The organism is Rhodococcus sp. WAY2, assembly GCF_009859915.1.
Classification (GTDB): domain Bacteria; phylum Actinomycetota; class Actinomycetes; order Mycobacteriales; family Mycobacteriaceae; genus Rhodococcus_F; species Rhodococcus_F oxybenzonivorans.
The window spans coordinates 2,544,615-2,568,959 of record NZ_CP046572.1 but is presented as its reverse complement, the minus strand read 5'-3'; the positions used below and the strand labels follow the sequence as shown (position 1 = coordinate 2,568,959).

Annotated in this window: 24 protein-coding genes; 4 read left to right on the top strand and 20 right to left on the bottom strand. The window is 66.0% G+C overall.

What is annotated here, in order from left to right; genetic code table 11:
* Positions 1–13: 13 nt before the first annotated feature.
* The 6 genes from GFS60_RS11935 to GFS60_RS11915 form a co-directional block, all read right to left on the bottom strand.
* On the bottom strand, positions 14–1,027 hold the full coding sequence (locus GFS60_RS11935; protein WP_159921455.1) for a sulfate/molybdate ABC transporter ATP-binding protein: 1,014 nt from the start codon (positions 1,025–1,027) through the stop codon (positions 14–16).
* Complete coding sequence (gene cysW, locus GFS60_RS11930; RefSeq protein ID WP_109328983.1) at positions 1,024–1,830, bottom strand: sulfate ABC transporter permease subunit CysW; 807 nt, start codon at positions 1,828–1,830, stop codon at positions 1,024–1,026. Before cysW ends, GFS60_RS11935 begins: the two co-directional genes overlap by 4 nt.
* Positions 1,827–2,711 carry a sulfate ABC transporter permease subunit CysT gene (cysT, locus tag GFS60_RS11925; protein WP_159921453.1) on the bottom strand — a complete coding sequence of 295 codons (885 nt, stop codon included), beginning with the start codon at positions 2,709–2,711 and terminating at the stop codon, positions 1,827–1,829. Before cysT ends, cysW begins: the two co-directional genes overlap by 4 nt.
* Before the next feature lie 7 nt (positions 2,712–2,718).
* A complete protein-coding gene (locus GFS60_RS11920) occupies positions 2,719–3,750 on the bottom strand; it encodes a sulfate ABC transporter substrate-binding protein (protein WP_159921451.1) in 1,032 nt (343 codons plus the stop codon).
* A 163-nt stretch (positions 3,751–3,913) separates the two neighbouring features.
* Positions 3,914–4,003, bottom strand: a complete 90-nt coding sequence (locus GFS60_RS40105; protein ID WP_317746273.1) for an Ms4533A family Cys-rich leader peptide — start codon at positions 4,001–4,003, stop codon at positions 3,914–3,916.
* Positions 4,004–4,128: 125 nt separating this feature from the next.
* A complete protein-coding gene (locus tag GFS60_RS11915) occupies positions 4,129–4,311 on the bottom strand; it encodes a hypothetical protein (RefSeq protein WP_284708046.1) in 183 nt (60 codons plus the stop codon).
* Between the two features lie 86 nt (positions 4,312–4,397).
* Here GFS60_RS11915 and GFS60_RS11910 point away from each other — a divergent pair, with 86 nt between their 5' ends.
* Positions 4,398–6,374: a glycoside hydrolase family 15 protein gene (locus GFS60_RS11910; RefSeq protein ID WP_159921447.1), complete on the top strand. Its 1,977-nt coding sequence runs from the start codon at positions 4,398–4,400 to the stop codon at positions 6,372–6,374.
* Here the strand turns inward: GFS60_RS11910 and GFS60_RS11905 are convergent, their stop codons facing one another.
* From GFS60_RS11905 to lepA, 3 genes are all read right to left on the bottom strand, one after another.
* Positions 6,375–7,358 carry an ABC transporter substrate-binding protein gene (locus tag GFS60_RS11905; protein ID WP_236603441.1) on the bottom strand — a complete coding sequence of 328 codons (984 nt, stop codon included), beginning with the start codon at positions 7,356–7,358 and terminating at the stop codon, positions 6,375–6,377.
* A 72-nt stretch (positions 7,359–7,430) separates the two neighbouring features.
* Positions 7,431–8,369, bottom strand: coding sequence for an NAD(P)H-dependent flavin oxidoreductase (locus GFS60_RS11900; RefSeq protein WP_159921445.1), 939 nt, complete (start codon positions 8,367–8,369; stop codon positions 7,431–7,433).
* 58 nt (positions 8,370–8,427) lie between these two features.
* Positions 8,428–10,320: a translation elongation factor 4 gene (gene lepA, locus GFS60_RS11895; protein WP_109328974.1), complete on the bottom strand. Its 1,893-nt coding sequence runs from the start codon at positions 10,318–10,320 to the stop codon at positions 8,428–8,430.
* A gap of 65 nt (positions 10,321–10,385) precedes the next feature.
* On the opposite strand from lepA, the gene GFS60_RS11890 reads away from it, so the two are divergent.
* Positions 10,386–10,949, top strand: a complete 564-nt coding sequence (locus GFS60_RS11890) for a type II toxin-antitoxin system PemK/MazF family toxin (RefSeq protein WP_159921443.1) — start codon at positions 10,386–10,388, stop codon at positions 10,947–10,949.
* A gap of 75 nt (positions 10,950–11,024) precedes the next feature.
* Here the strand turns inward: GFS60_RS11890 and GFS60_RS11885 are convergent, their stop codons facing one another.
* From GFS60_RS11885 to GFS60_RS11870, 4 genes are all read right to left on the bottom strand, one after another.
* Entirely contained in the window at positions 11,025–11,798 is a 774-nt protein-coding gene (locus GFS60_RS11885) for an aquaporin (RefSeq protein WP_159921441.1), read from the bottom strand.
* A 61-nt stretch (positions 11,799–11,859) separates the two neighbouring features.
* A complete protein-coding gene (locus GFS60_RS11880; RefSeq protein ID WP_159927088.1) occupies positions 11,860–12,690 on the bottom strand; it encodes a transglutaminase family protein in 831 nt (276 codons plus the stop codon).
* Positions 12,691–12,698: 8 nt separating this feature from the next.
* Positions 12,699–13,670, bottom strand: a complete 972-nt coding sequence (locus GFS60_RS11875) for an alpha-E domain-containing protein (RefSeq protein WP_159921439.1) — start codon at positions 13,668–13,670, stop codon at positions 12,699–12,701.
* On the bottom strand, positions 13,670–15,316 hold the full coding sequence (locus GFS60_RS11870) for a circularly permuted type 2 ATP-grasp protein (RefSeq protein WP_236603440.1): 1,647 nt from the start codon (positions 15,314–15,316) through the stop codon (positions 13,670–13,672). The genes GFS60_RS11875 and GFS60_RS11870 overlap by 1 nt, the downstream gene beginning before the upstream one ends.
* Positions 15,317–15,621: 305 nt before the next feature.
* Here GFS60_RS11870 and rpsT point away from each other — a divergent pair, with 305 nt between their 5' ends.
* On the top strand, positions 15,622–15,882 hold the full coding sequence (gene rpsT, locus GFS60_RS11865) for a 30S ribosomal protein S20 (RefSeq protein WP_159921437.1): 261 nt from the start codon (positions 15,622–15,624) through the stop codon (positions 15,880–15,882).
* 69 nt (positions 15,883–15,951) lie between these two features.
* Here rpsT and holA read toward each other — a convergent pair whose 3' ends face one another.
* The 3 genes from holA to GFS60_RS11850 all read right to left on the bottom strand — a co-directional run bounded on the left by holA (position 15,952) and on the right by GFS60_RS11850 (position 19,702).
* Positions 15,952–16,929, bottom strand: a complete 978-nt coding sequence (gene holA, locus GFS60_RS11860) for a DNA polymerase III subunit delta (RefSeq protein WP_159921435.1) — start codon at positions 16,927–16,929, stop codon at positions 15,952–15,954.
* Positions 16,930–16,995: 66 nt separating this feature from the next.
* Positions 16,996–18,105: a carboxylate-amine ligase gene (locus GFS60_RS11855; protein ID WP_159921433.1), complete on the bottom strand. Its 1,110-nt coding sequence runs from the start codon at positions 18,103–18,105 to the stop codon at positions 16,996–16,998.
* A 46-nt stretch (positions 18,106–18,151) separates the two neighbouring features.
* A complete protein-coding gene (locus tag GFS60_RS11850; RefSeq protein ID WP_159921431.1) occupies positions 18,152–19,702 on the bottom strand; it encodes a carboxylesterase/lipase family protein in 1,551 nt (516 codons plus the stop codon).
* A 128-nt stretch (positions 19,703–19,830) separates the two neighbouring features.
* On the opposite strand from GFS60_RS11850, the gene GFS60_RS11845 reads away from it, so the two are divergent.
* Positions 19,831–20,559, top strand: coding sequence for a GAF and ANTAR domain-containing protein (locus GFS60_RS11845; protein WP_159921429.1), 729 nt, complete (start codon positions 19,831–19,833; stop codon positions 20,557–20,559).
* A 24-nt stretch (positions 20,560–20,583) separates the two neighbouring features.
* On the opposite strand, the gene GFS60_RS38575 is transcribed toward GFS60_RS11845, so the two are convergent.
* The 4 genes from GFS60_RS38575 to GFS60_RS11830 all read right to left on the bottom strand — a co-directional run bounded on the left by GFS60_RS38575 (position 20,584) and on the right by GFS60_RS11830 (position 24,332).
* Positions 20,584–20,754, bottom strand: a complete 171-nt coding sequence (locus tag GFS60_RS38575; RefSeq protein WP_201453556.1) for a hypothetical protein — start codon at positions 20,752–20,754, stop codon at positions 20,584–20,586.
* Between the two features lie 122 nt (positions 20,755–20,876).
* Positions 20,877–21,836, bottom strand: a complete 960-nt coding sequence (locus tag GFS60_RS11840; protein WP_159921427.1) for a TIGR03557 family F420-dependent LLM class oxidoreductase — start codon at positions 21,834–21,836, stop codon at positions 20,877–20,879.
* Between the two features lie 55 nt (positions 21,837–21,891).
* Entirely contained in the window at positions 21,892–23,463 is a 1,572-nt protein-coding gene (locus GFS60_RS11835; RefSeq protein ID WP_159921425.1) for a ComEC/Rec2 family competence protein, read from the bottom strand.
* Positions 23,460–24,332, bottom strand: coding sequence for a ComEA family DNA-binding protein (locus tag GFS60_RS11830; RefSeq protein WP_159921423.1), 873 nt, complete (start codon positions 24,330–24,332; stop codon positions 23,460–23,462). The genes GFS60_RS11835 and GFS60_RS11830 overlap by 4 nt, the downstream gene beginning before the upstream one ends.
* Between the last annotated feature and the right edge of the window lie 13 nt (positions 24,333–24,345).

Sequence of the window (24,345 nt, the reverse complement as noted above, 5' to 3'; positions counted from 1 at the left end):
CAGAGACACCGGGCTATAGAGACACCGGGATTTCCGCCTCGGGAAGCTCCGGTGCCCGGGTGGCCCGCGCGTACACCGTTTCACCCTCCTGCAGATGCAGCGCCGCGCTGTCACCCCGCGTCACCTGGGCCGAGAAACGCTCGCCGGTCGCCTCGTTGCGCAGATCGACCCGCACCTCGAACCCGAGATGCACCACCCGTTCCACAGTGGCCCGTGTCACCCCGAGCGACTCCGCGGTTCCCGCCTTCTGGGCAAGTGCCATGTCGGGGTCGCGGCCGAGCCGGATGTCGTGAGGACGGACCAGCTGGCCGTTGAGCTTGGCCACCGAACCGAGGAACGACATCACGAAATCGTTGGCCGGACGATCGTAGAGGTCTGCCGGTTCACCGATCTGCTCGATGCGGCCCCTGTTGAGGACGGCGATCCGGTCGGCGACATCGAGTGCCTCCTCCTGATCGTGGGTGACGAGGACGGTGGTCACGTGCACCTCGTCGTGGAGCCGGCGCAGCCAGGTGCGCAAGTCGGTCCGCACCTTGGCGTCGAGGGCACCGAACGGCTCGTCGAGGAGCAGCACCTGGGGATCGACAGCCAATGCCCGGGCGAGCGCCATGCGCTGTCGCTGCCCGCCGGACAACTGAGCCGGGTATCGGTGCTGGAACCCATCGAGCCCGACGATTCCGAGGAGCTCGTTGACCTTCTTGTCGATCTCCGGCTTCGGCCTCTTTCGAATCTTGAGTCCGAACGCGACGTTGTCGCGCACCGTCATGTGCTTGAACGCCGCATAATGCTGGAACACGAATCCGATGTCACGTTTCTGCGGCGAGACGTTCGTGACATCTTTCCCGCCGATCACCACCGTGCCGGAGTCGAGTGCCTCCAGGCCGGCGATGGAGCGCAGCAGTGTCGACTTGCCGGAACCACTCGGACCGAGGAGCGCAGTGAGCGAACCCGAGGGGATGTCGATGGTCACGTCGTCGAGGGCAGCGAACGATCCGTAGTTCTTGCGCGCGCCGGTCACGGTAATCATGTGGTGCTCCTCTTACGGTCGAGCAGAGTCATCAGAAGCAGGCTGAGTACGGCAATGCCCATCAGCAGGGTGGCCGCCGAATATGCCCCGAAGGTGTTGTGGTCGTCGATGTACCGCGAATGCACCAGCAGTGTCAGGGTCTGCGAGACTCCGGGGAACCCGGACGACACCATGATGACGGCGCCGAACTCGCCCAACGAGCGGGCGATGGTGAGAATTACCCCGTACGTCAGACCCCACCGGATGGCGGGGAGGGTGATCAACCAGAAGGTCTGCCACTTGTTTGCCCCGAGCGTCGCGGCCGCCTGCTCCTGTTCTTCCCCGATCTCGTGCAGCACGGGCTCCACCTCGCGCACCACGAACGGAAGCGTCACGAACAACGTGGCGATCACCATTCCCGGCAGTCCGAAGATGACCTTGAACCCGAGCGATTCCACTCCCCCGAACCAGCCGTTGGTACCCCACAGCAGGATCAGCGACACACCCACGACGATCGGGGACACGGCGAACGGCAGATCCACCACGGCTTGCACCAGACCACGACCCGGGAATCGTCCCCGTACGAGAGCGAGGGCGGTCACGATTCCGAACACCACGTTGATCGGCACGACGATGGCGACGATCAGCATCGACAGGTTGAGCGCCGAGATTGCCGCCGGGGTCGAGATGGAGTCGATGAACGCACCGATGCCACGCTCGAACGTTCGGTAGAGAATGACCGCGATCGGCACGACGAGAAGGCCGAACAGGTAGAGCAGCGCGACGGTGCGCAGAGTGATGCGGGTGGGTCCCGACAGTTTCATTCCGCCTGCTCCTCACGACGCTGGCCACGACTCGCGAGAAGCCGCAGAACGAACAACGTCACGAACGCGATGGCCAGAAGTGCCACCGACACGGCCGCCGCAGCGGCAGGCCGATCGATTTCGATCTGTTGTTGAATGTACTGCGATGCCATCTGGGTCTCACGCGGAATGTTTCCGCCGATGAGGACCACCGACCCGTATTCGCCGATCGCACGGGCGAACGCCAGCCCTGCACCGCTGATGATCGCAGGCATGAGGGTCGGGACGACGACTCGCCGGAAGATCGTCACATTATCTGCACCGAGCGACGCCGCAGCTTCTTCCACTTCCCGGTCCACCTCGATGAGTACCGGCTGCACCGAACGCACCACGAAGGGCAGCGTCACGAATGCGAGTGCCACGATCAGTCCGGGTTGCGTCGCGTTGAGGTAGATGTGAATGGGACTTTCCGGCCCGTAGAGGGCCAGCAGGACGATGCTGGCCACGATCGTCGGGAGTGCGAACGGGAGATCGATCAGCGCATTGACGATCCGTTTGCCCGGAAACTCGTCGCGGACGAGCACCCACGCGATCAGCGTGCCCATCACCACGTTGATCACCGCCACCACGACCGACACCATGATGGTGACCCGCAGGGAGGCCAACGCGACCGGACTGGTGATGGCGTCGACGAAGCCGCTGATGCCGTCACCGAACGACGCCACGGTCAGGGCGGCGAGGGGAAGCACCACGATGATGCTCAGCCACAGGGTCGCGACACCGATACCCAACGGTCCGACCGCGCCGGTGACCTGAACGAGTTTCTTACGGGTGCGGCGATCGGGCGGGGACGGCACCGTGGTGCCGGTGCCGACCGCCGTCGTCGTTGGTGCGTCGCTCATGTCGGTGTTACCTGGTTGCGTTGTCGTAGATCACGGCGATCGACCCGGTGTCCTTGGCGAACAACTCGGGGTCGACCTTCGACCAGCCGCCGAGGTCGGCGATGGTCCACAACTTCGCCGGCTGGGGGAACTTGTCGGCGAACTCCGTCGCCACGGCCGGGTCGACCGGACGGAACCCGGCCTCCGCCCACAGCTTCTGCCCCTCGGGGGTGTAGAGGAAGTCCTTGAACGCGTTGGCCTTGTCGAGGTGCTTGCTGTTGGACAGCACGGCGACCGGATTTTCGATCTTGAAGGTGGTCGGCGGGGTCACATGCTCGACCGGATCACCGTTGCTCTCCATGAACAGCGCCTCGTTCTCGTAGCTCAGCAGCACGTCACCGGTGCCCTGCAGGAACGCCTCCGACGCCTCACGGCCCGACTTCGGCTGAATTTTCACGTGGTCGTTGACCAGCGAGGTGATGTAGGCGAGACCGGCGTTCGGATCCTGGCCGCCGTTGCTCTTCGCGGCATACGGTGCGAGCAGATTCCACTTCGCCGATCCGGAGCTGAACGGGTTGGGCGTGACCACCTCGACGTCGGGGCTCAGAAGGTCGTCCCAGTCCCGGATGTTCTTCGGGTTGCCCTCACGGACGACGATCGTGACCACCGAACCGAAGGGGATTCCGTTGTAGGCATCCTGGTTCCACGTCTTGTCGACCAGTCCCGCGTCGACGAGACGAGTGACGTCGGGCTCGACCGAGAAGTTGACGAAATCGGCTTCGGCACCGTCCTTGACCTTGCGGGACTGGTCACCGGACGCGCCATACGACGGCTGGAACGCGACGTTCGTGCCTTCTTCGGTGGCGTTGAACGCGGGGATCAGCTTGTCGTAGCCGGGCTTGGGCACCGCGTACGCGAAGAGGTTGATGGTGCCGGCACTGCCGTCTGCACCCACCGCGTCGCTGCCGGCGGTGTCGCTCGCGCCGCCGCTGCACGCGGTCAGTGCCACAGCTCCGAGTGTCACGAGGGCCGTGAGAAGACTACGAGAACGGCGTTTCATGGAGAAACCTTCCTGGGAACTGTTTACAGAGGAGTAGTGCGAAACGAGAAGAGGGGGGACGCGCCCATCGGCACCTGCAGGAACGCAACGGAAAGAGCGATGCGCCATCGGCGGCGGAACTGCTCGATGCGGGAAATGCCGACTGCTGGGTGCGAGGTGAGAATCAACAACAGTCGATGTCGGCGACTGCAAGCATGCCGACAGCGATCAACGCCAATTCATGGCGGACCTGGTGTACAGCGGCTTCAGACACGCCGTGGACTGTAGCAGAGGCTGAACCAGCCTCTCGAATCGAACCGAGCTATCGGGTGAGCAGCCAGGCGACGACAACGAGAACGATGAGCGCGAGCAAGGCGAGTGTGACGCGGGAGCGCGGCATCAGGGTTCCTCCACTGTGGGAACATCCCGCCTGAGCAGGACGAAGACTGCGGCCAGTGCTCGATCGAGCAGCCACGCGACGCCGCGGCACACCGGCACCATGACCAGCAGCACGAGTGCGACTTGAGGAACGAAGGGAAGGCCGGCGATCCACAGCTCGAAGCCGTCCCACCAACCCGCCATCAATTCCACCGCACCACCCTATCGCCCGCCGATGTCGGGAGGCCGCACAGGTGGACGGCGCGACGCAGGCGGTCGATGATGTCCAGATGGTGTCCACCGAGAACCAGAAGCTTCCGTTCGGGCCGACGACCCCTGGTAAGACCGCATCCGGCGGGCACCATCGGCACGACACGTTTCCGCCGATCGACGACTACGCGTTCCTCTCGGACTGTGAAACCACGTGCCTGATCGCCCGCAACGGGGCCGTCGAATGGATGTGCATCCCACGTCCCGACTCCCCCAGCGTCTTCGGCGCGATTCTCGACCGCAGCGCCGGCCACTTCCGCATCGGTCCGTACGGGCAGAACGTGCCGGCGGCCCGCCGCTACTTGCCGGGCGGGCTCATCGTCGAGACCACCTGGCAAACCGAGACGGGGTGGCTGATCGTGCGTGACGCGCTGGTGCTCGGCCCGTGGCACAACACCGAGCAACGCTCCCGTTCGCATCGGCGCACACCCACCGACTGGGACGCCGAGCATGTTCTACTGCGAACGGTCAAGTGCGTCAACGGAACGGTCGAATTCGAGATGAGCTGCGAACCTGCCTTCGACTATCACCGTGGCACAGCGCACTGGGAGTACACGGGCAAGGTGTACGAGGAGGCCACGGCCACCTGCAACGCGAGCGGCCCGGGTGATCATCCGGTGCTGCGGCTCACCACCAATCTGAAGATCGGCCTCGAGGGCCGCGAGGCCAGGGCCCGAACCCGCATGGTCGAGGGCGACAACGTGTTCGTCGCGCTGTCCTGGTCGCACCTGCCCGCACCCCAGACGTTCGACGAGGCCGCCCAGAAGATGTGGCACACCGCGAAGTGCTGGCGCGAATGGATCACCATCGGCCGTTTCCCCGACCACAAGTGGCGCGGTTACCTTCAGCGCAGTGCGCTCGCATTGAAGGGTTTGACGTACGCGCCCACGGGTGCCCTTCTGGCCGCGTCCACGACCTCCTTGCCGGAAACACCTGGCGGCGAGCGCAACTGGGACTATCGCTACGCGTGGGTTCGCGATTCGACCTTCGCGTTGTGGGGTCTGTACAGTCTCGGGCTCGACCGTGAAGCCAACGATTTCTTCTCGTTCATCTATGACGTTTCTGCCTCCGAGGACGGCCACCATCATCCGCTCCAGGTCATGTACGGCGTCGGGGGCGAGCAGACCCTCGAAGAGGCCGAACTGCATCACCTGTCCGGGTACGGCGGGGCGAAGCCGGTGCGCATCGGCAACGGTGCGTACAACCAGAATCAGCACGACATCTGGGGAACGATCCTCGACTCGGTGTATCTGCACGTGAAGTCGCGGGAGCGGGTTCCCGAAACGTTGTGGCCGATGCTCAAACGTCAGGTGGAGGAAGCGGTCAAGCATTGGCGGCACCCGGACCGCGGCATCTGGGAGGTGCGCGGCGAACCACAGCACTTCACCTCGTCGAAAATCATGTGCTGGGTCGCCCTCGACCGCGGCGCCAAACTCGCCGAGCAGCAGGGTGAGGCGAGTTACGCACAGCAGTGGTCGGACCTGGCCGACGAGATCAAGGAGGACATCCTCGAGCACGGGGTGGATCGTCGCGGTGTCTTCACTCAGCGCTACGGCAGCGACGACCTCGACGCCTCACTGCTCCTTGCCCCGCTACTGCGGTTCCTTCCAGCGGACGATCCGCGTATCCGCGCCACGGTCCTCGCCATCGCCGACGAACTGACCGAGGGCGGCCTGGTCCTGCGCTATCAGGTCGAGACCACCGACGACGGACTCGAGGGCAAGGAGGGCACGTTCACGATCTGTTCCTTCTGGCTGGTCTCGGCGCTCGTCGAGATCGGTGAGCTCGACCGCGCCAAGGATTTGTGCAACCGGCTGCTGGGCTTCGCGAGTCCACTGAAGTTGTACGCGGAGGAAATCGACCCGGCGTCGGGACGACATCTGGGCAACTTCCCGCAGGCGTTCACCCACCTGGCTTTGATCAACGCAGTGGTCCACGTCATCCGCGCCGAAGAGGCCGCCGCGGGCGGCTTCCAACCTGCGCATCAGACCGTCTGATCAGGTGGCCACTGCCTCGAGCTGGGGCATGATCCGGTTCAGGGAATACACCAGTGAGCGGCTCGACGGCGTGTTGAATCCCACCACGGTCGCGTAGTCCTGGGCCGCGAGCCCACCGCCACGCACCGACGGAAGCTCGGCGAATCCTGGCAGTGCCATCAGGTCCTCGCGCGTGCCGCCGTTGGGCAATATGACGACGAGATCGGCGTCCAGGGCGTCGACCCTCTCCGGGCTCAGCATCAGCCGACCGCCCGTGGCACCCGCCTCCTCGACGAGATCCGGCGGCAATGTCAGTCCCAGCCGGCGAAAGACGGTACTCGCGCCGTCGTCAGGATCGGCCACCACCACCAATTGATCGGTGGCGAACATGAATTGGGAGAGGACAGCCGTCTTGCCCGCGAGGCCGGGCAGTCGCTCGGTCAGGCCATTCACGAATCCGTCGGTCTTCGCGACGATCTCGGCTGCCTGCCCCTCCTTACCGAGCAGTCGACCGAGCGTCTCGACTTGCAATTCCCACGGGTCGACCTGTTCATCGCCGATCGCCGCAACGGTAGGTGCGATGCCGGAGATTCGATCGAAGTCGTCTTGATCCGTGATGGCGAACGAACCGAGGATCAGGTCGGGATTCATGGCGGCGATTTCTTCGGCAGGCAACGGCGCACCCGACTGAGTCACCGACGCTCGGTCCAGTTCGACCGCCGCCTCGGCAACATCGGATTCCCAGGGATAAAGTCCCCGCTCGTCCCCCATCGGACCAGCTGAGAGATACCCCACCGGCTGGACGCCGAATTCCAACAACGCGTCGAGCCATTGGCTGCTCGTCGCGACGATCCGGGTCGGTGTGCCCTCCACGGTCGTCGTGCCGAAGCGATGTTCGACCGTGATCTGCCGCACGGCTGCCTCGTCGGAACGAGCGTCGACGCTGCAGCCGGCACCGGCGAACATCACCGACAACACGAGCGCGATGACCAGACCTCCACGCACAGCGCACCCCTCTCGATAAGCCAAGGCTAACCTTGGCATATCGGACGACTCGGCGCTACACCTTCGTTGCCGTCACTTCGCGAAACGCGTCAGCAGTCGCTCCGCGTCGGCGGCGATCCGGCGGACCACCGCTCCCGCCGGCTGCTCGGAAGTGACCAACCCGGCCGCTTCGCCCGCGTACACGACCCCGAGGTCTGGATTCGCGGGGTCGTACGCCGTGGCGAGTTCGCTCTCTGCGGCGCCGGCGTCGTGCCACTTGCCGGTGAAGTCGTTGCGCAGCGCCCGGCCACCCCACCGCGAAGGCCACGGCTGGCTGCGGGCCTGGTCGAACACCGAGGTGTAGACGGTGTCGGCGCTGCCCGCGGCGATCAGTTTGCTCCGCGCATACTCCGGGCCGATGGTCTCCGGGCTCGCGAGCAGGACGGTCCCGATCATCGCGCCCTCGGCGCCGGCGGCAATCACCGCGGCAAGGCCGCGGCCGGTCGCGATTCCTCCTGCGGCGAGCACGGGCAACGACGTGGCCTCGAGGATCTCCTGCAGCAGGGGCAGCGTCCCGATTCGACCGGTGTGACCACCGGCTTCACCGCCCTGGGCGATGACGACGTCCACGCCGGCAGCTTCCACCACGCGAAGGTCCTCGACGGTGTTGACCTGCGACACCACGAGCGCACCGATGTCGTGGACGCGATCCACATACGGTGCGGGGTTCCCGAACGAGAGCGAGACCACCCGCGGGTTCTGAGCCAGAGCGGCGTCGAGCAGCGCGTCATCGTCGTCGAGCGCCCAGGTCATCAGGCCGATCCCGAAGGCGTCCCCGCCGATGCTGCGCGCGATCGCCACCTCGTCCGCGATCCACTCCGGGGTGGCATAGCGGGCTGCCCCGAGCAGGCCGAGCCCGCCCGCCTTCGACACCTCGCCGACGAGAGTGCCTCCTGCCCGCCCGCCCATCGGGGCTCCGAAGATCGGCACCTCGATCCCGAGAGTCCGGGTCAGCCAGGTTTCGATTGCCACGCCGCGTACCTACTTTCGTTCGGACACCCCGGAGGGGACACCTCCGGGCGGGGCTGCGTTACTTCTTCGGCTTGTCGCCGACCGCTTCGGAGGACAACGCGGCGACGAAAGCCTCCTGGGGCACTTCCACTCGCCCAATGGTCTTCATGCGCTTCTTGCCTTCCTTCTGCTTTTCGAGCAGCTTGCGCTTACGGCTGATGTCGCCGCCGTAGCACTTGGCAAGCACGTCCTTGCGGATCGCGCGGATGTTCTCACGGGAGATGATCTTCGCGCCGATGGCCGCCTGGATGGGGACCTCGAACTGCTGGCGCGGAATGAGCTCGCGCAACTTGGACGTCATCCGTCCGCCGTAGGCGCCGGCGGCAGACCGGTGCACGATCGACGAGAACGCGTCGACGGCCTCGCCCTGGAGCAGGATGTCGACCTTTACCAAATCCGCTTGCTGTTCGCCGGACTCTTCGTAGTCGAGGCTCGCATACCCCTTGGTGCGGGACTTCAGCGCGTCGAAGAAGTCGAACATGATCTCGCCCATGGGCATTTCGTAGCGCAGCTCGACTCGGGTCTCCGACAGATAATCCATGCCGCCGAGTTCACCGCGCCGGTTCTGACACAGCTCCATGATCGCCCCGATGAATTCGCTGGGCGCGATGACGGTGCACTTCACCATCGGCTCGTACACCTCGCGGATCTTGCCCTCCGGCCAGTAGGACGGGTTGGTGACGACGTGCTCGGCGCCGTCCTCCATCACCACGCGGTACACCACGTTGGGTGACGTGGAGATGAGTTCGAGGCCGAACTCGCGCTCGAGGCGGTCGCGGGTGATCTCCATGTGCAGCAGTCCGAGGAACCCGCACCGGAAACCGAATCCGAGCGCCACCGACGTCTCCGGCTCGTAAGCGAGTGCGGCGTCGTTCAGGCGCAGCTTGTCCAGAGCGTCGCGCAGCACCGGGTAGTCGGAGCCGTCGAGGGGATACAGACCCGAATAGACCATCGGCTTGGGGTCGCGGTAGCCGACGAGCGGTTCCGTGGCGCCGCCACGGGCTGCGGTGACGGTGTCGCCGACGCGCGACTGCCGCACGTCCTTCACACCGGTGATGAGGTAGCCCACCTCGCCGACACCCAGTCCGATGCTGGCCTTCGGCTCCGGCGAGATGATGCCGACCTCGATGAGGTCATGGGTGGTGCCGGTCGACATCATGGTGATCTTCTCGCGCGGGGAGATCCGCCCGTCGACCACGCGGACGTAGGTGACGACACCGCGGTAGGCGTCGTACACGGAGTCGAAGATCATCGCGCGCGCCGGTCCGTCGGCGTCGCCGACCGGCGCCGGGATCTGCTTCACGACCTCGTCGAGAAGTTCCTTGACGCCCACACCGGTCTTGCCGGACACGCGCAGCACGTCGCCCGGCTCGCAGCCGGTGATGTGCGCGATTTCCTCGGCGTAGCGGTCTGGATCGGCGGCAGGCAGATCGATCTTGTTGAGCACCGGGATGATGGTGAGGTCCTTCTCCATCGCCAGATACAGGTTGGCCAGTGTCTGAGCCTCGATGCCCTGAGCGGCGTCGACCAGCAGCACCGCGCCTTCGCACGCCTCGAGGGCACGCGAGACCTCGTACGTGAAGTCGACGTGCCCGGGCGTGTCGATGAGGTGCATGACGAATTCCTCGTCACCTACCTTCCACGGCAACCGGACGTTCTGCGCCTTGATCGTGATGCCGCGTTCGCGCTCGATGTCCATGCGGTCGAGGTACTGGGCCCGCATCTGCCGTTCTTCGACCACGCCGGTGAGCTGAAGCATGCGGTCGGCCAGCGTCGACTTGCCGTGATCGATGTGCGCGATGATGCAGAAATTCCGGATCTGTGCGGGATCCGTGAACGTCTTGTCGGCGAAGCTGCTGATGGGGGACCCCTTACCTGGACCGGCACCGGCCCGGTTCCGGGCCACTGTCACCTGTCAGGATATCCAAGCCACCGGACTCCGGCTGCTGCGGCATACACGCACTAAGCTCGACGGCCATGGCGAGCACGTGGAGCAGCATCGGGAAGACACTGGCCAAACTGGCGCGAGACAAGGGCCCCCAGTTGCTGCAGCAGCTGCAGAAGTCCGGCGCACTCGACCGCGCAGCCGGTGTGCTGACCGGTTCGGCGACCACCGCGCCGAAGCCGAGCGCTGGCCGCCCGGTTACCGCGAACTCCGCGCCGACGGCTCACCGCGCCCGCAGGGTGCAATACTCCCCCGACCTGGACGGGCGCGCGGACCCGGGCGAGATCGTGTGGACCTGGGTGGCGTACGAGGAAGATCCGGCACAGGGCAAGGACCGGCCCGTACTGGTCGTCGGGCGGGACGGCGCGACGCTCCTGGGCCTGATGTTGTCTTCGCAGAGCAAGCACGACGGTGACCGCGACTGGGTGGCGGTCGGCTCGGGTTCCTGGGACTCCGAGGGTCGCCCGAGCTGGGTCCGCCTCGACCGGGTGCTCGACGTGCCCGAGGAAGGGATCCGGCGCGAGGGCGCCGTCATGGAGCGGACGACGTTCGAGCTCGTGGCAAGGCGGCTGAGGGCCGATTTCAGCTGGCAGTGAGATTCGCCGGGACAGTAAGGCCGGGCACGCACCGAGGGGTGCGTGCCCGGCATTCGCCGAGGGAGCCGGCTTTCGTCAACTCTGCAGGCGGTCGTACCTGCCGAACAGCGAGCGGTAGGCCAGGGCGCCCACCGCACCGCCGATCAACGGGAAAACGAGGAACAACCACACCTGCGACAGCGCGCCGACCTGATACGGGGCCACGGCGAGACTGCGGGCGGGGTTCACCGACGTGTTGTCGATCGGAATGGACACCAGGTGGATCACCGCGAGGGTGAAGCCGATGGACACACCGGCCAGCGGTACATCCGAGATCTGGTCGGTCGAGGCCAGGACGACGAACACGAGCAAAGCGGTGAGGAGGACCTCGACGATCATCGCAGCACCGATGCCGTATCCGTTCTCCAGAATGCCGCCCAGAGGGCCTTTGATCGCCGAGGGGCTGTGCTCACCCCAGCCGTTGGCCCCGAGCCCGTCGGCCTTGCGGTCGTACGACGGCAGACTCTGCGCGACTGCGTAGATGACGAGTCCTGCGAGGAGGCCGCCGATCACCTGGGCCACGATGTACAGGCCGGCCCGGACCACCGACACTCGGCCGAGGGCCAGATGTCCGATGGTGACGGCCGGATTGACGTGACACCCGGAAATGGGACCGATGGCGTAGACGAGGAAGAGGAGCGTCAGTCCGAAAGCTAGGGCCACACCGAGATTGCCGACCTTGGCTCCGGCGAACACCGCCGTGCCCACTGCCGAGAAAACCAGCACGAAAGTGCCGATTGCCTCCGCCGAGTATTTCTTGATATCCGAGATCGGCTCGACCTCTACGTATTCCTGTGCGGTTGGAGACATTGAACCCACCTTCGTCGGAATGGATCGTTAGTCCTTGCTTTCCACAGTTCTGCGCCGGACTTTACGCCAGGCGTGTGATCTCCACGACGACTTCGAGATCTGTTGCCTGCCCTCCCGAGAAAATTCCCTTGAGCGGCGGGACGTCGGCGTAGTCGCGCCCGACACCCACCGACACGTGCTGCTCGTTGACGGCCACAGCGTTGGTGGGGTCGTACCCCCACCACGCGCCGGTCCATGCCTCCACCCAGGCGTGGCTCTCCCCCGCAATCGTGTCGTCCAGTGCCGCATCCGCTTTCGGGTGCAGATATCCCGACACGTACCGGCTGGGAATCCCCATGCTCCGTAACAGGACGAGCGTCAGGTGGGCGTAATCCTGGCATACGCCTTCCCGTTCGGTCCAGGCCTCGACTGCCGACGTGTGCACGCCCGTGGTCCCGGGAACGTACGCCATTTCCGCGTGCACCCAGTCCGCTGCGGCCACAACGGCTTCCTCGGGCGTACACCCCTTCCGGAGGTCGCGAGCGATCGCGTCGAGCTTCCGGTTGCGGGGCGCGTACTGGGTGTTACTGAGCTGCTCGTTGAACCGGTCCGTCACCGCCGGCCCCGCCAGTTCGTCCCAATCCACCGACTCCTCGGGAGGTGAGAACGGTTCCGTCTCCACGACCGACAGCCCTGTGACCTCGAGTTCCCGATGCGGCGCGTGCAGATCGAAGGCGGTGACCGCGGTACCCCAGTAGTCGGTGTAGCGATACGAACGGGTGGCCGGTGTGGTCTCCACTCGGTTGAGAATCACCGTCTGCCTGCTGTCGCCGCGGGGCGTGAGCCGCGCCTCGTTGTATGAAGACGTCACCGGCGCGTCGTAGGCATAACCGGTGGTGTGCACCACCCTCATTCGCCAGCTCACAACTCTCCCTCCACGACGGCTTCTGCGCCGACGGCCCGTGCATCGGTCCACGCCACCCACGGCGCGGCGTGAAAATACTGCAGTGCGATCGCTTCTCCGAGCTCACGGCAGGTGTCCTGCAAGCCCACCAACCGGTCCTGGAGGTCCTCGAGGAGAACACCGGGAGGCAGGAACTCGAGTTCGCTCCGCGCCCGTCCCAGCAGACGCTGCGCCTCGGCGCGCGGTCCCACCCGGCTGTCGGGTTGATGGTCGAGTTCCGCGAGACATTGTTCCGCCTGCCGGATGGCATGGAACACCGACCGCGGGAACAAGCGGTCGAGGAGGATGAACTCGACGACGCGGTTGGCGTCGAGCGCGCCGCGGTAGGTGCGCAGGTACGTGTCGTGAGCGCCCGCCGAACGCAGAACCGTCACCCACGCCGGCGACGACGGTCGGTCGCCCGCGCGGGACAGCAGCATTCGCGCCAGCATGTCGACACGTTCGATCGAGCGGCCGAGCAGCAGGAAGCGGTAGCCGTCGTCACGACTCATCGTCGAGTCGGCGAGACCGGCGAACATCGCCGCGCGCTCCTCGACGTAGCGGAAGAACTCGTGCGGCCCAAGCCGTTTGGCTGCGCGTTCGCGTTCCGCGAGACCGTTGTACGTGGCGTTGAGGCACTCCCACATCTCACTCGACGTGACCTCGCGGGCGCCTCGGGCGTTCTCGCGTGCGCTGGCGAGCGAGTCGATGATGGAGCCGACCTGATTGCGACTGAAGGCGACGAGTTCGGTGACCGAGCGCACGTCGAGTTCCGTACTCGGAGCAGGGATTCCGAGAACCCGCAGGAGCAGCCGGGACGTCCGGTCCGGATTCACCGACGCATCGTCGAGCAGTTGATGCACCGCGACGTCGAGAATCCGTGCCATGTCGTCGGCACGCTCGACGTACCGGCCGATCCAGTACAGCGATTCCGCGTTTCTCGCCAGCATCAGCCCTCACCTCCACACTTCTGCTTCTGCTGCTGCTGTTGCTGCTGTTGTTGCTGTTGCTGTTGCTGTTGCTGTTGCGACGTACTGAGTTCGGGACCCTGCTCGGCTTCTGCGGTCTGCGCAGGTTCGGTGACGAGTTCCTCGCCCGCGAGTTCCTGTTCCTCATCCGAGGTTCGGCTGGCAAGCACCCAAGTGTCCTTGCTGCCACCACCCTGACTGGAATTGACCACGAGAGAACCCTCGGGCAGGGCAACCCGGGTCAGTCCCCCTGGCAGCACCCACACGTCCTCGCCGTCGTTCACCGCGAACGGGCGCAGGTCGACGTGCCGGGGCACGAGGTCGTCACCGATCTTGGTCGGCACCGTGGACAACTGGACCAGCGGCTGGGCGATCCATCCCCGCGGGTCTGCCCTGATTTTCCGGGTGATCGTGTTGAGTTCCTTGGGTGAGGCGTCGGGACCGAAGACGATGCCGTAGCCACCCGAGCCTTCCACCGGTTTGATGACCAGTTCGTCCACGCGGTCGAGCACCTGCTCGCACTCGTCGTCGAGCCAGCACCGGAACGTGTCGACGTTCGCGAGCAGCGGTTTCTCACCGAGGTAGTAGTCGATGATCTGCGGCACATAGGTGTAGACCAGCTTGTCGTCGGCGACACCGTTTCCGACGGCACTCGAGATGACGACGTTGCCGGCCCGCGCGGCGTTGAGAACACCGGCCACACCCAATACCGAATCCGGCCGGAAATGCATCGGGTCGAGGTAGTCGTCGTCGATGCGGCGGTAGATGACGTCCACCTGGCGCTCACCCTCGGTGGTGCGCATGTAGACCATGTTGTCGCGGCAGAAGAGGTCGCGGCCCTCGACGAGTTCCACCCCCATCTGGCGCGCGAGCAGTGAATGCTCGAAATAGGCAGAGTTCGCGACACCGGGAGTGAGCACCACCACGGTCGGGTCGGCCTCGTTGAGCGCGGCGGACGCCCGCAGCGCGCGCAGCAGATGCGTGGAGTAGTCGCCGACCGAACGCACGCGGTGGGACATGAACAGGTCGGGGAAGACGCGCGCCATGGTGCGGCGATTCTCCATCACATAGGACACTCCCGACGGCGACCGCAGGTTGTCCTCGAGTACGCGGAACACCCCGTTCTCGTCACGAACGAGGTCGATACCGGCCACGTGAATGCGCACACCGTTGGGTGGAACGATGCCCGACGCCTCCCGGTGGAAGTGCTCACACGAGGTGACCAATCGTTTCGGGAGGACGTGATCGCGCAGGATGCGCTGCTCCCCGTAGACGTCGTGGAGGAACATCTCCAGCGCTTTCACGCGCTGCTTGATCCCTTTCTCGAGGCGCGTCCACTCCGCGGCGGCGATCACCCGGGGGACGAGATCGAGCGGAAACGGCCGTTCCTGACCGGAGAGGGAGAATGTCACGCCCTGGTCGATGAAGGCCCTGCCCAGCGCCTCGGAGCGGGCGGCGAGATCGGCGCTGTCGGCCGGCTCGAGGGCCTTGAAGACACCCTTGTAGGGCGGCCGGACACTGCCGTCACGGTCGAACATCTCGTCGAACGCCGGCCCGTACCCGCCCACGTCGACATAGCCGTCGAACACGTGCGCGGCCCGCGCCGGCTTGCGTGATCGGGTCGTCACAGAGGCTCGCGACTGAGCTGCTGACGCTTTCACGCCCTTCTGTCTGCTGTCGCCCGAGATGGGAGCCGTCGCCTTCGTGCTTCCCTGCGACTTCGTTACTGTTGACGACTTCGATGCTGGGGGCGTCATCCCAGACATGCTGCTACATGTACACCCGTTCAGCAGCGCAGCCGCCCTGTCCCCGGCGCGTCCGGGGTCCGGTTTGAGATCGGACCCCGATCACTGGTAATCTCGCCTGTCGGTGCATAAGTGTGCGCCCACAGCTTTCTAGACCGTATCCAGCTTAAGACGACAGGATTTTACGCGTGGCCAACATCAAGTCCCAGGTGAAGCGGATCCGTACCAACGAGGCGGCCCGACTCCGTAACCAGTCGGTGAAGTCCTCGCTGCGCACGGCCATCCGCTCGTTCCGCGAGGCTGCGGCGGCCGGTGACAAGGACAAGGCCAACGAGCTCCTCGTCGCCACCAGCCGCAAGCTCGACAAGGCGTCCAGCAAGGGCGTCATTCACGCCAACCAGGCTGCCAACAAGAAGTCTGCTCTCGCGCAGGCTCTCAACAAGATCTGACGACACCTTCGTCGTAGCTCTCCAACAGCCGCTCGGTCCTTGGATCGAGCGGCTGTTGTCGTGCGCCGATCAGAGCTGCCGTAGCAGCGATACGCGTCCGACCGCGCTCTCGACGGCATAGTCCGCGTCCGCAGCGGCACCTTTCACGTCTGCGTTGAGAGCGGCGACGATACGCAACGCTTCGCCGACGGACGCCGGAGTCCACCCTTTGGCGATAGCCTGCACCTTCTTGATCTTCCAGGGCGGCATGCCCAGCTCGGACGCCATCCGAAACGGATCCCCCCTGCCTGCGGGCGCCACGCGCGCAATCGAGTGCACCGCGTCGGCGAGCGCGTCCGCGAGCAGCACGTGCGGTACCCCACGCAGCATGGCCCATCGCAGCGCTTCCCTGGCACCCGCCGTGTCCCCGGCCACAGCCTTGTCCGCAACATCGAACCCGGTCACCTCGGCCTTGCCCGAGTAGTACCGCTGAACGGCAGCCACGTCGATCTTCCCGCCGGTGTCAGCTGTGAGCTGTGAGCAGGCGGCCGCAAGTTCTCGCAGATTCGAGCCCACACCCTCGAACACGGTCTGCACCACTTCCGGTGACACCCGGACGCCGAGCGTTCGGAACTCGCCGCGGATGAAGCCGATGATGTCACCGGACTTCAACTTGGCGCACTGGTGAGTGACCGCGCCGAGTTTCTCGAGGGAGCCGGTCATCGCCTTCGCACGCCCACCGCCGGAGTGCAGAACCACGAGTACGACACCTGGCGGCGGGTCTGCTGCGGCGTCGAGAATGAGCGCGACCGCATCCTTACCCGCCTCCGCGGCGGACTCGAGCACCACCACCCGGTCTTCCGCGAACAGGGACGGACTCAGCAGCTCGGCCAGTTCTGCTGCACCGGCATCACCGGCCCGCAGCCGGTTGACGGGCAGTTCAGCACCCTGCGCGACGGCAGCAGTGGCCCGGACCTGGGCGACCACGGTCGACACCGCGCGTTCGACGAGGAATTCCTCGTCGCCGAGGACCAGGTGAAGTTGTTCGAGCTGGGTTGGGGTGCTCACGCGACAATCGTGCCACGGGCGGCGGACACGGACGGCGACCCCGGCGCCTATCGGACGGACGCGACCTCAACTGATCACCTCTCGCGTCAGGAATGCCAGCACGTCGGCCAGCGAGCCGCGCCGTTCGAACTCGGCGCGTTGCTGCTCTGCGCCCGTTCCGTCACGGAGCATCGAATCGAGTCCGGCTTCGAGGAAGCCCCGATCCTCCGCGCCGAGGACGTCACTCACCGTGTCGTGCAGCAATTCGAGTTGCCGCCGGATCGCCAGAGGCCGGGCCGAAACCGGACTCGTACATTCCCCGTCGAGCCCTTCTCGGGCTGCCCGCCACTGCTCCGCACGTAAGAGTTCGATCCGCGGTGAGTCGACGGACACCCCGTCGTCGATGTACCGCAACGCCCGCGCGACCAGCCCCTTCACCGCAATGGCGTACACGGACGCGTGCGCGGCGGTCATGGCGACGTCCGCGATCCGAATCTCGATGGTCGGCTGCGCGTCGGACAGTCGAACGTGCCAATAGATCATGCCGCGGTCGAGAGCAGCGCCGCTGGCGATCATCGCGGTCACGGTGTCCTCGTACTCCTCGGCGGAGTCGAAACGCGGCGGCGGGCCCGCGGATGGCCAGCGCGACCACAGGATGTGACGCCAGCTGTGGTAGCCGGTGTCCTGCCCGCTGTGGAAGGGCGAGTTCGCGGCCAGCGCGAGGACGACGGGCAGCCATCCTCGGATGTAGTTGCTCACCTGTACACCGATCTGACGGTTCGGTATCCCCACGTGAACATGGCAGCCACACGTAGTGACCGAATCGACGATCGGCCCGAAACGACGAGCCATCTTCTGGTAGCGCGGTGTCGGCGTGATGGCAGCGGGACCTTCCTCGACCATCAGCGGGGTGCCACTGGGCAGGAGCAGGAGATCGCGGTCCGCGGCAACCTTCACCAGACTGCTACGCAGAGTGCGCAATTGCTCGTGCACCTCTTCACCGGTGGAACACACACCGGTCGCCGTTTCGATCTGGGGCCGGGACAGTTCCCGCTGCAGTCCCTGGATTTCCTCACCGGCTTCCGCCACCACATCGGGTCCCGCGTCGGAGAGATGCCCCGAGGAGTCGACCAGGAAAAACTCCTCCTCGACGCCGACGGTGAGGTTTCGAACCGATTCCCTTGCTGCATCGCCCATCCGAGAGGTATCCCCCGATCGGTCGATACGAAACCGGAGCACCCGCTCACGTGAAGCCGATCACCTCTTCACCCCACGCACGGCGAAGATCCCGATCGGGGTCCCCCACCACCGCATCCGCCTTGCCGATCAACAGCGTGGCGCGGTCCGTCTCGTCGTACCGTGGCCAGGGCGTTTCGGTTTCCCCGCCGTCCGGGCTGCCCGCCGACGCGAAGGACAGCCACCGCCGCTGAATCCGATCGGATACGTGAGCGGCGGTCCGGCGGCCACCGAGCTTGAAGGTGGGGTCCCGGGGGACGACACCGAAGTTCCCGAACACATAGGGCACTTCCGTCCCGTGGGTCGCACCGATTCGCGCCGCCCGGAGAAAAGGCGTGGCGTAATCGAACCGATACAACCACGTGGGTGCGACGCGACTGTGGGCCTCGGCGATCCACAAAGTGGGCATCCGGAAAGCAGCGTCCCGCGAGATCTCCATTGCGGACCGCCTCTTCGGGTAATCGGGGTATGCCGCCTCCACCTGCTGCTCTTCGTCCACCGGCAGGTCGGGGTTGTCGGCCGCGATCGCCACGAACATCTGGTGGACGGCGTCCGGGGTGATGGGCATGAGCGGAGACTTCATCAGCCGGAACATCGACGCCTCGTCCCTGTTGGTGCCGATCAGCAGCGGCACCTTGTGCGCGAGGCCGTGACGGAACGCGGCCACCGGGTAGTGCGGTACCACGTCACCGTCCACCGTGGGCGCAACCGCCAGCGTGCCGGGGACGCGAGCAGGCACCTGCTGCACGAGTTCCACGCAGGCCGCAGTCAACACGTCGACGGGAAGATCGCGGAGACGCCCCACCTCGGCGGGAGCCAGGCCGACCAGTTCGAGGAACGACTCGGCAATGGACGCCGCGCGCTCGCTGCCGTAGACCGAGGTCGCGGGTGAACTTTCGGCGATCGCCCGGTGGAAGAGTCCCTCCGCGGCGGGCGACGTCATCAGCGTGGTCACCGCGCCGCCCCCCGCGGACTCGCCGAACAGTGTCACATCGGCCGGGTCGCCACCGAACGCGGCGATGTTCGCTCGCACCCAGTTCAGCGCCTCGATCTGATCGCGGAGACCGAGGTTCGTATCGAAAGGCTGCTCTGCCGTCGAGAACGACGAGAAGTCCAGGAAACCGAGAGCACCCAGTCGATAATTGATCGTGACCACCACGACGTCGCCGCGCTCCACCAGATGGCAGGCATCGAACATCCGCTGCGCCGAGGACCCGAGGTAGTAGGCACCACCATGAATCCACACCATGACGGGGCGTGGTCGATGCTGCGGACCTTCGGGGGCCCAGACGTTCAGTGACAGGCAATCCTCGTCGACCGTGAGGCCGGGGTCGATGGGCAGCGGCCCGTGCTCGTTCTGCGGTGCTATCGGCCCGAACACCGAGCAGTCGCGCACGCCCTCCCACGCCGCAGCAGCCTGTGGGGCGCGGAAGCGCAGGTCGCCGATCGGTGGAGCCGCATAGGGTATCCCCTTCCACACCAGTGCGCCGGCGAGGCGCACGCCTCGCGCGGTTCCCTGAGCGATGGTCACGAGTGGACTATCGGTGGACGGCACCATGCCGCCATCTTCGCTGCCGACAAGGATTCACGAGTCGGTTCCAGGAATTCTTCAGGCCGGGGCCCGGCCCGACCCTCATCTGGCAGACTGGGCGTCAACACTGGGCGTGCCCGGATGTGGAGGACCCGATGCGGGACGACGAGCAGGAAGCGACTCGCTCACAGCCTGTCGACAAAGCGTCGGCATCGTTGACAGGATTGGCCGAACTGGTATACACCGGCGCGGACTTTCGGGATGTCCAGCAAGCAGTCTGCGATGTCGCCCCCATTCTCGTCGACGGCTGTTCCCACGCCAGCCTGATGCTTCACGAGAAGGGTCGATTCGTCACCGCCGCGGCCAATGACACCATCGCCGCCCGGGTGGACGAATTGGAGCGGAGCGAAAACGAAGGTCCGTGTGTCGATGCCATCGTCGAGGAGACACCGCAATTGGTACCGGACCTGACCGCCGCACACGAGTGGCCACGATTGGTGCGCCGGGTGCTCGCCGAGACCCCGGTTCGCGGTGCAGCCGGGTTCCGCCTCGTCGTCCGGCGTCGGAAGGTCGGCGCCCTCAACCTCTTCGCCGATACGCCCGGCGCGTTGACGGCAGCATCCGTCGAACAGGGGATCATGCTCGCATCGTTCGCCGCGGTAGCCCTCACCGCTGCGCATGAGCACCTCGAAGCGGAGACGTTACGGGCGGGGTTGACCAGCAATCGGGAGATAGGGAAGGCATTGGGCTTGATGATGGCGTTTCACAACATCACCGAAGACCAGGCGCTGGCGATCCTGCAGGCGACATCTCAGGAAATGAACGTCAAGATCTCGGCGCTGGCTGAGGAAATCATCGTTCACCACCACAAGAACCTGAGCTGACCGGCACCAGTTCAGCCCCCGACTTCACTCCAGCTCGGCGGACTCCGGGTTCCCGGCAATGCCCAGCATGGACAGCAGCAACCGGCAATCGTCGGCGTCCAGCGATGATGCGGCGACGACGCGCTGCGCCCGGCGAACCTGACCCGCGTCGAGGACATCGTCCACATCGAGATCTGCCTGCTCAGCTTCCGACATACCTCTCACCTCCAATGCGGATGCACTTCAGGACCATTCGCCGCAGTATTTGTCACCGGATGGTAGTCGCAGTTGCCGCGCGGCATACACACATCGCGCATTGAATCCGCAATCGGTGCGCCCTACCGAAGTGCCCGTAACGGTTCGCTCAGTTCGTTCGCGAAGAATTCGAAGAATCCATCGACGTCGGGACCCGCGTTGATCAGCGCCAGACGATCGAACCCGGCGTCGACGAACTTACCGGCCACCTCCAGATGACGCTGCACGTCAGGACCACACGCCATCCCTTCCTGGACATCCTCCGGACGTACTGTCGCCGTGGCCGCCTCGAAGTTGATCGGGTTCGGCAGCTCCGCCTGCACCTTCCATCCCGTCATACCGAAACGGAACTTGTCGTGCGCCGAGTTCACGGCCGACTCCACGTCCGGCGCCCACGCGAGCGGCACTTCACCGTACTTGGGCCCCGATCCGCCGGCGTCGGAGTACGCCCGCACCAGTTCGGCGTCGGGTTCGGTGGCGAACAACCCGTCGCCCAGTTCCGCGGCGAGCCGCGCGGCTTCCGCGCCCCCTGCCGCGACGGCAATCGTGGGCGGCACCTCGGGCAGGTCGTACACGCGGGCGTCGTCCAACGTCAGGTGCTTGCCCTCGTAGGAGTGGTAGCCACCCGACCACAGCAGTCGAATGATGTCGAGCGATTCGCGCAGCATCTCGTGCCGCACCCGCACCGACGGCCACCCACCGCCCACCACATGTTCGTTGAGACGCTCTCCCGAGCCCAGGCCGAGTGTGAAGCGCCCTTCGCTCAGCACTGCGGTGGTGGCGGCGGCCTGCGCGATGATTGCGGGGTGGTAGCGGACGAACGGGCAGGTGACACCCGTTGCCAAGCCGATGGTGCTGGTTCGGGCGGCGGCCGCGGCGAGCATCGACCACACGAATCCCGAGTGGCCGTGACTGTAGAGCCAAGGATGGTAATGATCACTCACCTCGACGAAGTCGAAACCCGCACGCTCGGCCTCCACCGCTTGGCGCACGATTTCCCGTGGATCGAACGTTTCGGCCATGAGCTTGAAACCGACCTGCATGAGGAATCCTCCTGTGTCGTCGAGTTCCGAGCAGGTTGCCCGCACGGCGGCGTACTCACACAGCGCCGGCGAGAGAGGCAGGCCACACCGGTGCCCAGAGCAGCGCGAGACCGACCGCGGCCCCGAACAGCAGCAGGCGGAATCGTCGGAAGCGCAGCGTCACCCCGATCAAGACTGTGCAGGCGAGGACGGACAGTGCGCCGACCGGCCCCGACGGGACCGGTATCGACGCCCCGGGGATCCGCGACCCGTGGTCGGCCACGGTGACGAGCCACCAGAGTGGCCACTGCGTCAGGCGTACCGTCACTTCCGCGACCGGCACCGAGGTCGCTGATACGAGGGCGGTGACGGCGCCGAGCACCGTGACGATTCCGATCACAGGCGCGACCAGGAGATTGGCCCCCACCGACACCGCGCTGACGGTCCCCGTCATTGCGGCGACGATGGGCGCGGTCACCGCGAAGGCAGCCACTGCGACGGCCACCATTTCCGCTGCCGCGCGCGGCCATCGCCGCTCGACGAGAAGGTCCACCCAGACCGGCGCGACGACGATCAACGCCGCGGTGGCCGTGACGGACAGGAGAAAACCGAAATCCACGGCCAGCGCCGGGAAGCACATCAGCAACAGGATGACACCCGCGGCGAGAGCTGGTACCGCCTGCTTTCGCCGACCGCTCATGAGAGCGAGCAACGCAACCGAGCCCATCGCCGCGGCGCGCAGCACGCTGGGCGACGGCCTCGCCACCACGACGAAAGCGGCCAGCGCGCCGGCCGCCAGAACGGCGCCGGCCCGAGGGCCTAGTCCGAGCGCCCGGACCAGGAGCAACACCGCCCCCAGGAGGATGCTGACGTTCGCGCCGGACACCGCGGTCAGGTGTGTCAGTCCGGTCGTCGTGAAATCGTCCTTCACTTCTGCCGAAAGCGACGAGGTATCCCCCACCACCAGCCCCGGTAGCAGTCCAGCCTCGTCGGGCGGCAGAACGGCGGCCGCGGCCGTGAACCGGGCGCGCAGGGTGCCCGCCCATCGCTGGTGAGGAGGTGTCGGTCCCACTTCCGAGGGTGGACCGGACACCCGGACCGTGGCCAGAGTCAGATCGCGGTGCATCGGCGGGCTCACCTGCCCTCGCAGGACCACCTCCTGTCCCGGCAGCAGACCGGACCACCCATCGGACGGGGCGAGTACGACTATCGACCCACTCGCGTGAACAGTCTCGGTGGCTTTGCGTATCTCGCGCAGATGCGCGTCGACGCGGACCCGTCGGCCGAAACTCGCGAGCTGCTGTGGGTCGTCGGCGATTTCGACCACCAACGTCACCCACGCACCGTTCGACGCCAGGTTCACCATCGGGTGCGTCTCGGCGGCCTGTACCCGCACGGCGACGGCCGTGCTACACACGCATCCGAACAGAAGAAACGCCAGTGCCGTCGTCCGATGCGCTGTCCACTGGGAGTCACCCGACCGAACACTCGCCGCGACCAGCGCGACAGCAACGAGAAACGAGCCACCCACCACGCACCACGCGGTTCGTGAACCCCACAGGATCCCGCCTCCGGTCGTTGCCCAGCAGGCCGCAGCGAAGGGAACGAGGCGGACGTCGAGCCGGTGCGACTCCCGCTCGGACCTCACACGGTGACCTGCGACCGTAGCTTCTCGAGGCGCACCGGCCCGATCCCGTCCACCTCGCCGAGTTGGGCCACGTCCGTGAACTTCCCATTGGTGGTGCGCCACGCAATGATGGCTGCCGCGGTCACCGGGCCGACGCCGGGCAAGGCATCGAGCTCGGTCTCCGTGGCCGTGTTCAGATCGACGAGCCCGCCCGTCGTTGCCTTCCCGTCCGCCGGGGCGGCGCCCGGAGTGGAGACGCCGCCCACCGCACTGGGCGCCGCTCCGGGCGCGGCCACCCCAACCACGATTTGGTCACCATCGGAAAGTCGTTGCGCCAGATTGAGAGCGAGAGTGTCTCCGCCGGTGCTCACTCCTCCCGCGGCGGCGAGTGCGTCGGCAACCCGTGAGCCAGGCGGCAGCCGCACGAGCCCGGGCGTGCTCACCAAACCGACCACGCTCACCACGATTTCGTCCACCGGCGGCGGAAGCTGCGGCCGAGCTGCCTCGGCCGGCTCCGCGGCGGGGGTGGCCTCCGAACGGACGTGCGCAAGGGGAAGGGAGGGCACGGCCTGCGCCTCCGGCTGACCGCTGCGAACACTGATCACGGCGACTGTCGCCAGAATCAGCCCCACTATGACGAGGACGGCTGCGCCTGCGCGGCCGGGGTCGACGCGCGCATCCCGCCAGCGTTCCGGAAGGGCGCGGGACCATCGCCCTTGCGCAGACCACGACGGCGCGTCCTCGGTTTCGGCGTCCTCGGCGTGCGCCAACCATCCCGGTGTGGAGGGGCCGGACGGGGCTACCGCACCCGGAGGAAGATGCGCGTCCTCCCCCGACGTGATGAACGCAAGACGGCTCCGTCCTCGCGAACGCTCTTCCCTGTTGCCCATGCAGAGAAGGTAG

Coding starts and splice junctions, on each gene's coding strand:
- GFS60_RS11935 (WP_159921455.1), bottom strand. CDS start 1,027: ATGATTACCGTGACCGGCGCGCGCAAGAACTACGGATCGTTCGCTGCC.
- cysW (WP_109328983.1), bottom strand. CDS start 1,830: ATGAAACTGTCGGGACCCACCCGCATCACTCTGCGCACCGTCGCGCTG.
- cysT (WP_159921453.1), bottom strand. CDS start 2,711: ATGAGCGACGCACCAACGACGACGGCGGTCGGCACCGGCACCACGGTG.
- GFS60_RS11920 (WP_159921451.1), bottom strand. CDS start 3,750: ATGAAACGCCGTTCTCGTAGTCTTCTCACGGCCCTCGTGACACTCGGA.
- GFS60_RS11915 (WP_284708046.1), bottom strand. CDS start 4,311: ATGGCGGGTTGGTGGGACGGCTTCGAGCTGTGGATCGCCGGCCTTCCC.
- GFS60_RS11910 (WP_159921447.1), top strand. CDS start 4,398: ATGGTGTCCACCGAGAACCAGAAGCTTCCGTTCGGGCCGACGACCCCT.
- GFS60_RS11890 (WP_159921443.1), top strand. CDS start 10,386: ATGGCGAGCACGTGGAGCAGCATCGGGAAGACACTGGCCAAACTGGCG.
- GFS60_RS11885 (WP_159921441.1), bottom strand. CDS start 11,798: ATGTCTCCAACCGCACAGGAATACGTAGAGGTCGAGCCGATCTCGGAT.
- GFS60_RS11880 (WP_159927088.1), bottom strand. CDS start 12,690: ATGAGGGTGGTGCACACCACCGGTTATGCCTACGACGCGCCGGTGACG.
- GFS60_RS11875 (WP_159921439.1), bottom strand. CDS start 13,670: ATGCTGGCGAGAAACGCGGAATCGCTGTACTGGATCGGCCGGTACGTC.
- GFS60_RS11855 (WP_159921433.1), bottom strand. CDS start 18,105: ATGGGCGATGCAGCAAGGGAATCGGTTCGAAACCTCACCGTCGGCGTC.
- GFS60_RS11850 (WP_159921431.1), bottom strand. CDS start 19,702: ATGGTGCCGTCCACCGATAGTCCACTCGTGACCATCGCTCAGGGAACC.
- GFS60_RS11845 (WP_159921429.1), top strand. CDS start 19,831: ATGCGGGACGACGAGCAGGAAGCGACTCGCTCACAGCCTGTCGACAAA.
- GFS60_RS38575 (WP_201453556.1), bottom strand. CDS start 20,754: ATGTCGGAAGCTGAGCAGGCAGATCTCGATGTGGACGATGTCCTCGAC.
- GFS60_RS11840 (WP_159921427.1), bottom strand. CDS start 21,836: ATGCAGGTCGGTTTCAAGCTCATGGCCGAAACGTTCGATCCACGGGAA.
- GFS60_RS11830 (WP_159921423.1), bottom strand. CDS start 24,332: ATGGGCAACAGGGAAGAGCGTTCGCGAGGACGGAGCCGTCTTGCGTTC.